The following is a 6364-nucleotide window of genomic DNA, read 5'->3' on the forward strand; positions in this document are numbered from 1 at the left end:
CCCCGAACATCACATCCCGCAACGACCCGCCCAACAACGGATCCAGCACCCCACACACCTCATCCACCACCCCCGCGAACACCGGATACGCCGCATACAACTCACGACCCATCCCCACCCGCTGAGCACCCTGACCCGAAAACACAAACCCCACACCACCACCCGAAACCACACCGGGGTCGAGAGTGCGCAGTCCGGCCAGGAGCGTCTCGCGGTCGGTCCCGACGGCCGCGGCACGGCTGCCGAGGGCGGCACGGCCGGTGGCGAGGGTGTAGGCCACGTCCAGCGGGTCGAGGGCGGTGTCCTGTTCGATGCGGGCCAGCAGCCGTTCGGCCTGGGCGGCGACGGCCTGCGGTGTACGGCCCGACAGCAGCCAGGGCAGTACGGGCACGGGGACGCGCACGGCTGCGGGCGCCGGCTCCCCCTCGGCGACCGCCGGGCCCTCGTCGGGAACTCCGGCAGGGGTTTCGGCGGGGGCTTCCTCGATGATGACGTGGGCGTTGGTGCCGCCGAAGCCGAAGGAGGAGACACCCGCCCGGCGGGGACGGCCCGTACGCGGCCACTCCCGCGCCTCGGTCAGCAGCTCAACCGCGCCCGACTCCCAGTCCACATGAGGAGACGGCTCGTCCACATGCAGCGTCCTCGGCATCACACCGTGCCGCATCGCCTGCACCACCTTGATCACACCACCCACACCGGCCGCGGCCTGCGCATGACCGATGTTCGACTTCAACGACCCGAGGAACAACGGCTCCTCACGCCCCTGGCCGTACGTCGCCAGCAACGCCTGCGCCTCGATCGGATCACCCAACCGCGTCCCCGTCCCATGCGCCTCCACCACATCCACATCCGCCGCCGCCAACCGCGCATCGGCCAGCGCCTGCCGGATCACCCGCTCCTGCGAAGGACCGTTCGGCGCCGTCAGACCATTGCTCGCACCGTCCTGATTCACCGCACTGCCCCGCAGCACCGCCAGCACCCGATGACCATTACGCCGCGCGTCCGACAACCGCTCCACCAGCAGCAGACCGACACCCTCCGACCAGCCGACACCGTCGGCGCCCGCGCCGAAGGACTTGCACCGCCCGTCGGGTGCGAGCCCGCGCAGTCTGGAGAACTCGACGAAGGCGACCGGTGTCGACATGACGGTGACGCCGCCCGCGAGGGCGAGGTCGCACTCGCCGTTGCGCAGGGCGTTCGCCGCCAGGTGGAGCGCGACCAGGGAGGACGAGCACGCCGTGTCCACGGAGACCGCGGAGCCCTCGAAGCCGTACGTGTACGACAGCCGGCCGGCGGCGATGCTGCCCGCGCTGCCGCTGAAGAGATAGCCCTCGAAGTCCTCCTGGGGCAAATGGGGCCTGGAGCCGTAGTCGCTGTACATCAGCCCGGTGAAGACGCCGGTACGGGAGCCGCGCAGGGTGGTGGGGTCGATGGCGGCGTTCTCGAAGGCCTCCCAGGCGGTCTCCAGCAGCAGCCGCTGCTGCGGGTCCATGGCCAGGGCCTCGCGGGCCGACATTCCGAAGAACTCGGGGTCGAACCGGTCGGCCTCGTGCAGGAATCCGCCCCCGCGGCCGTAGGAGGTGCCCGTGTGCTCGGGGTCCGGGTCGTACAGCGCGTCCAGGTCCCAGCCGCGGTCCGCGGGGAACGCGCCGACCGCGTCCGTTCCGTCCGCGACCAGCCGCCACAGGTCCTCGGGGGAACCGACCCCGCCCGGATAACGGCACGCCATGCCCACGATCGCGATCGGCTCGTGGCGCCTCTCCTCGATCTCGCGCAGTTGCCTGCGCGCCTCACGGGCATCGGCGACGGCCTTCTTGAGATAGTCGCGGAGCTTGTCCTCGCCCGCCATGGTGTTTCAACTCCCGGATGTCGGATGGGGTGGATGGCATCGGCCGGATCGAACCGGCCGGGGGAATCAGCCTGGTCGGCCGGCTCGGGTGGGCCGGCCGGGACCGGTGCGCCGGACCAGCGCGTCGGGCCGGACCGGCGCACCGCCTCGGTGGGCCGTGCAGTGTGTGGTTTCGGCGGGCCGGGTCAGCGCGTGGTCCCGGTGGCCGGCCCTTGCGCCGGGTCAGTCCAGTTCGTCCACGAGGGCGAAGAGTTCCTCGTCCGTGGCCGAGTCCAGGTCGTCCTCCCGTTGGTCGGCCGCCAGGGCTCCGGCCACCGTGTCGGCGGCGGCGAGGAGTTCACGCAGCCGCGTGGTGATCCTTTCGTGGGCGTCCGGATCCGTGGCGACGGACTCGATGGCGGCCCTGAGCCGGGCCAGTTCGGCCAGCACGGGCTCCTCGGGGGCGCTCTCCTCGACGGCGAGCTCGCCCGACAGGTACCGGGCCAGGGCCCGGGGCGTGGGGTGGTCGAAGACCAGCGTCGTGGGCAGCCGCAGCCCGGTCTCGGTGCCGAGCTGGTTGCGCAGCTCGACGGCGGTCAGCGAGTCGAAACCCAGTTCCTGCACGGGGCGGTCGGCGTCGATCGCGCTGTGCTCGGCGTGGCCGAGCACAGCGGCCACCCGGGCGCGGACCAGGTCGGTGAGCACCCGGTCCCGTTCGGCGGCGGACAGCGACGCGAGCCGTTCGGTCAGCGCCTGGCCGCCGTCCGGTCCGGGGCCCGCGGTGGCCGCGGGCCTCCTTCCGGCCGTACGGACGAGTCCGCGCAGCACCGCCGGGACGTCGTCGCCCCGGCCCCGCAGCGCCCGGGTGTCGAGCCGGGTGACCGCCAGGACGCTCTCGCCGGCCGCGGGCGCGGCCTCGAACAGGGCCATGGCGTCGTCGGTGGCCAGGGGCAGCAGTCCGGAGCGGGCGAGGCGGCGCAGGTCGGCCTCGCCGAGGGTGCCGCCCATGCCGTGCGTGCCGTCCCACAGTCCCCAGGCGAGGGACAGGGCCGGCAGCCCCTGGGCCTGCCGGTGGACCGCCAGCGCATCCAAAAACGCGTTCGCCGCGGCATAGTTGCCCTGCCCTGCCGTACCCAGCAGACCGGAAACCGAGGAGAAGAGCACAAAGGCACTCAGACCGAGATCACGGGTCAACTCGTGCAGATGCCACGCCGCGTCCGCCTTCGGACGCAACACCGCCTCCAACCGCTCACCCGTCAGCCCCTCCACCGTGGCGTCCTCCAGCACACCGGCCGTATGCACCACACCGCACAGCCCAGGACCCACCCGGCGCACCAACCCCGCCACCTGCTCCCGGTCCGACACATCACACGCCTCGACCACCACCCGCGACGCCCCCAGCGCCACCAACTCCTCCCGCAACCCCACCGCACCCGGCGCATCCCCACCACGCCGACTCACCAGCACCAACTCCCGCACCCCGTGCTCCACCACCAGATGCCGGGCAAACAGAGCACCCAGACCCCCCGTACCACCCGTGATCAACACCGCACCGTCGCCCCACCGCGGAAGCGGCGTGCCGGCGGTGTCCCCGGCGGTGTCCCCGTCGGCGGGCGGCCGGACCCGGGCCAGCCGCGGTACGAGGACGTCCGTTCCCCGTACCGCGCTCTGCGGTTCACCGCTGTCCACCGCGCGGGACAGCGCCGAGAGCGGTTCCCCCGACCCGTCCAGGTCGACGAGCCGGACACGTCCGGGATGTTCGGACTGCGCGGAGCGCAGCAGGCCCCAGAGCGGGGCGTGGACCAGGTCGGTCACGTCCTCGCCGGGTGCGGCGGCGACGGCGCGGCGAGTGACCGCGACGAACCGGGTGGCGGCGAAACGGTCGTCGGACAGCCATCCCTGGATGTCCGCCAGGGCGGCCCGCAGCGCGGCGCGTGCCGTCCCGGGCAGGTCGGCGCCGGTGCCCTCGCCGCCTGCGTACGGGACGAGCAGGACGGACGGCGGGGGTGCGCCCTCGTCCAGTGCACGGCCCACAGCTGCCAGGTCGGCGTACTGGGTGAGCCCGGTGTGCGTCAGACCGAGCGCGTCCGCGGCGTCGCCGCCGACGACGGCCCAGCCGTCGGGCACCGGGGTTTCCCGTCCGCCGGGCAGCGGGGTCCAGTCGACCCGGAGCAGCCCGTCGGCCTGCGCACCCGGTGCGGGCAGAGCCCCGGAGGACAGCGGGCGCAGGGTCAGTTCCCCGGCCGTGGCGAGCGGCGCCCCCGTGTCGTCGGCCACGGTCAGCGCCACGGCCGGTGACTCCTCGTCATTGCTCGTGAAGGAGAGGCGTACCCGCAGTGCCGCGGCTCCCGTCGCGCGGACGGAGACCCCGGACCAGGAGAACGGCAGGAGGGACGGACCGCTCTCCCGGGCCACACCGGGCAGCAGGGCGTGCAGCGCGGCGTCGAGGAGTGCGGGATGGACTGCGAACCGCCCCGCCTGCGGGCGCTGCTCGGCGCCGAGTGCCACCTCCGCGTAGAGGTCGTCGCCCGCGGTCCAGAGCCTGCGCAGGTTGCGGAAGGCGGGTCCGTAGGCGTATCCCAGGGCGGCCAGCCGGTCGTAGGCGCCGGACAGATCGGTTTCCGTGGCGCCGGGCGGCGGCCAGGCCCCGAGGGCCGCATCGGGCCGGGTGGCGTCCTCGGCCCGCAGCGTGCCGTGGGCGTGAAGGGTCCAGTCGTCTTCCGTGAGGCCGCCCTCGGGCCGCGAGTGGATCCGCACGGGGCGGTCTCCGGAGGTGTCCGCGGCGCCCACGGTCACCTGGACCTGCACGCCGCCCCGGTCGGGCAGTGTCAGCGGGGCGGCGAGGGTGAGTTCGCCGACGGCGGGGGCGCCGGTGCGCTCACCGGCGGCCAGCGCGATCTCCAGCAGGCCGGTGCCGGGCAGGAGAGCACTGCCGGCGACGGCGTGGTCGGCCAGCCAGGGGTGTGCGTGGTGCGAGAGCCGGCCGGTGAAGACGTACTCGTCGCGGTCGGCGAGCGACACCTCCGCGCCGAGCAGCGGGTGGTCTGCGGACGCCAGCCCGAATCCGGCGGCGTCGCCGACGGTGGCGGGAGCGTCCAGCCAGTACCGCTGCCGCTGGAAGGCGTACCCGGGCAGCTCGGTCCGCCGGGCGCCGGGGAACACGGTCTCCCAGCGCAGCCGGGCCCCGCGCGCGGCGAGCAGGCCGAGCGCCGAGGTGAACGTCCGGTGCTCGGGGCGGCCCCTGCGCAGGGCGGCGGCGACGGCGCCGGGCCCGGCGGTCAGGGAGTCCTGGACGAGGGCGGTCAGGACCCCGTCCGGGCCCAGCTCCAGCCACTCGGTGACCCCGCGTTCCTCCAGCAGCCGCACGCCGTCGAGGAAGCGGACGGCCTCGCGGACGTGCCGGGCCCAGTAGTCGGGGGAGGCCAGTTCCTCGGCCGTGGCGAGCCTGCCGGTGACGTTGGAGACGATCGGGATGCGCGGCTCGTGGTAGGTCAGGCTCCCGGCGACCGTCCGGAACTCGTCCAGCACCTCCTCCATGTGCGGGGAGTGGAAGGCGTGGCTGACCGGCAGTCGCTTGGTCCTGCGGCCGCGGCGCCCGAAAAGGTCCGCGACCTCGTCGACGGCGTCGGCGTCTCCGGAGACCACCGTGGAGCGGGGTCCGTTGACCGCCGCGACCGCCACCCGGTCGCCGTAGGGGGTGAGTGAGGTGCGCACCTCCTCCTCGGTCGCCTCGACGGCGGTCATGGCCCCGCCTTCCCGCGCGGCCTGCATCAGCCGGCCGCGTTCGGCGACGAGGACCGCCGCCTCCGGCAGGTCCAGTACACCCGCCAGGTGAGCGGCGGTGACCTCGCCGATGGAGTGGCCGAGCAGGTAGTCGGGGGTGAGGCCGTGGTGTTCGGCGAGCCGGAACAGGGCGGTCTCGACGGCGAACAGCGCGGCCTGGGTGAAGGCCGTCTGGTCGATCAGCGCCGAGTTCGCGGAGCTCTCGGGAGCGAAGAGCACCGATTTCAGCGGCTGGGCCAGTTCACGGTCCAGGTGTGCGCAGATCTCGTCGAAGGCGGCGGCGAACACCGGCGAGGACGCGTGGAGTTCGCGGCCCATCCCCAGGCGCTGTGCGCCCTGCCCGGTCAGCAGGAAGGCGGTCTTGCCCGGCCGGCCGGCCGGGGCCCGCAGTGCCGTCGCGCCGGTTTCGCCCCGGGCGAGGGTGCCGAGCCCGTCGAGCAGCCCGTCGCGGTCGGAGGCCACGACGACTGCCCGGTCGTCGTGCAGCGCGCGGGTGGTGGCGAGGGACCAGCCGACGTCCGCGATGTCCGCCTCGGGATGGGCGGTGAGGTGGTCCCGCAGGCGTGCGGCCTGGGCGCGCAGGGCCTCGGGGCCGCGGGCGGAGATGATCCAGGGAGCGGGGGCAGGAGCGGGGCCGGCGCCCTGACGCCGACCCTGGTACGGGTTGCGACCAGACAGCTCTCCTGCGGATAGGAGTGCCAGGTGCGCCAGCTGACCTGGCCGTCCTGACGCTGCACCAGGAGGGCGGTGAAG

The 6364-nt window shown here is 73.9% G+C and carries 1 protein-coding gene and 2 pseudogenes; all 3 read right to left on the reverse strand.

Annotation, left to right across the window (positions count from 1 at the left end):
- Positions 1 to 1840: pseudogene (locus GUY61_RS32725) on the reverse strand (type I polyketide synthase); the annotation flags it as partial.
- Positions 1841 to 2071: 231 nt separating this feature from the next.
- Positions 2072 to 6289, reverse strand: a complete 4218-nt coding sequence (locus tag GUY61_RS32730) for an SDR family NAD(P)-dependent oxidoreductase (protein WP_398957728.1) — start codon at positions 6287 to 6289, stop codon at positions 2072 to 2074.
- Positions 6238 to 6364: pseudogene (locus GUY61_RS40775) on the reverse strand (DUF2617 family protein); the annotation flags it as partial. The gene GUY61_RS32730 and the pseudogene GUY61_RS40775, both read right to left, overlap by 52 nt.

The organism is Streptomyces sp. GC420 (assembly GCF_009916105.1).
Classification (GTDB): Bacteria; Actinomycetota; Actinomycetes; order Streptomycetales; family Streptomycetaceae; genus Streptomyces.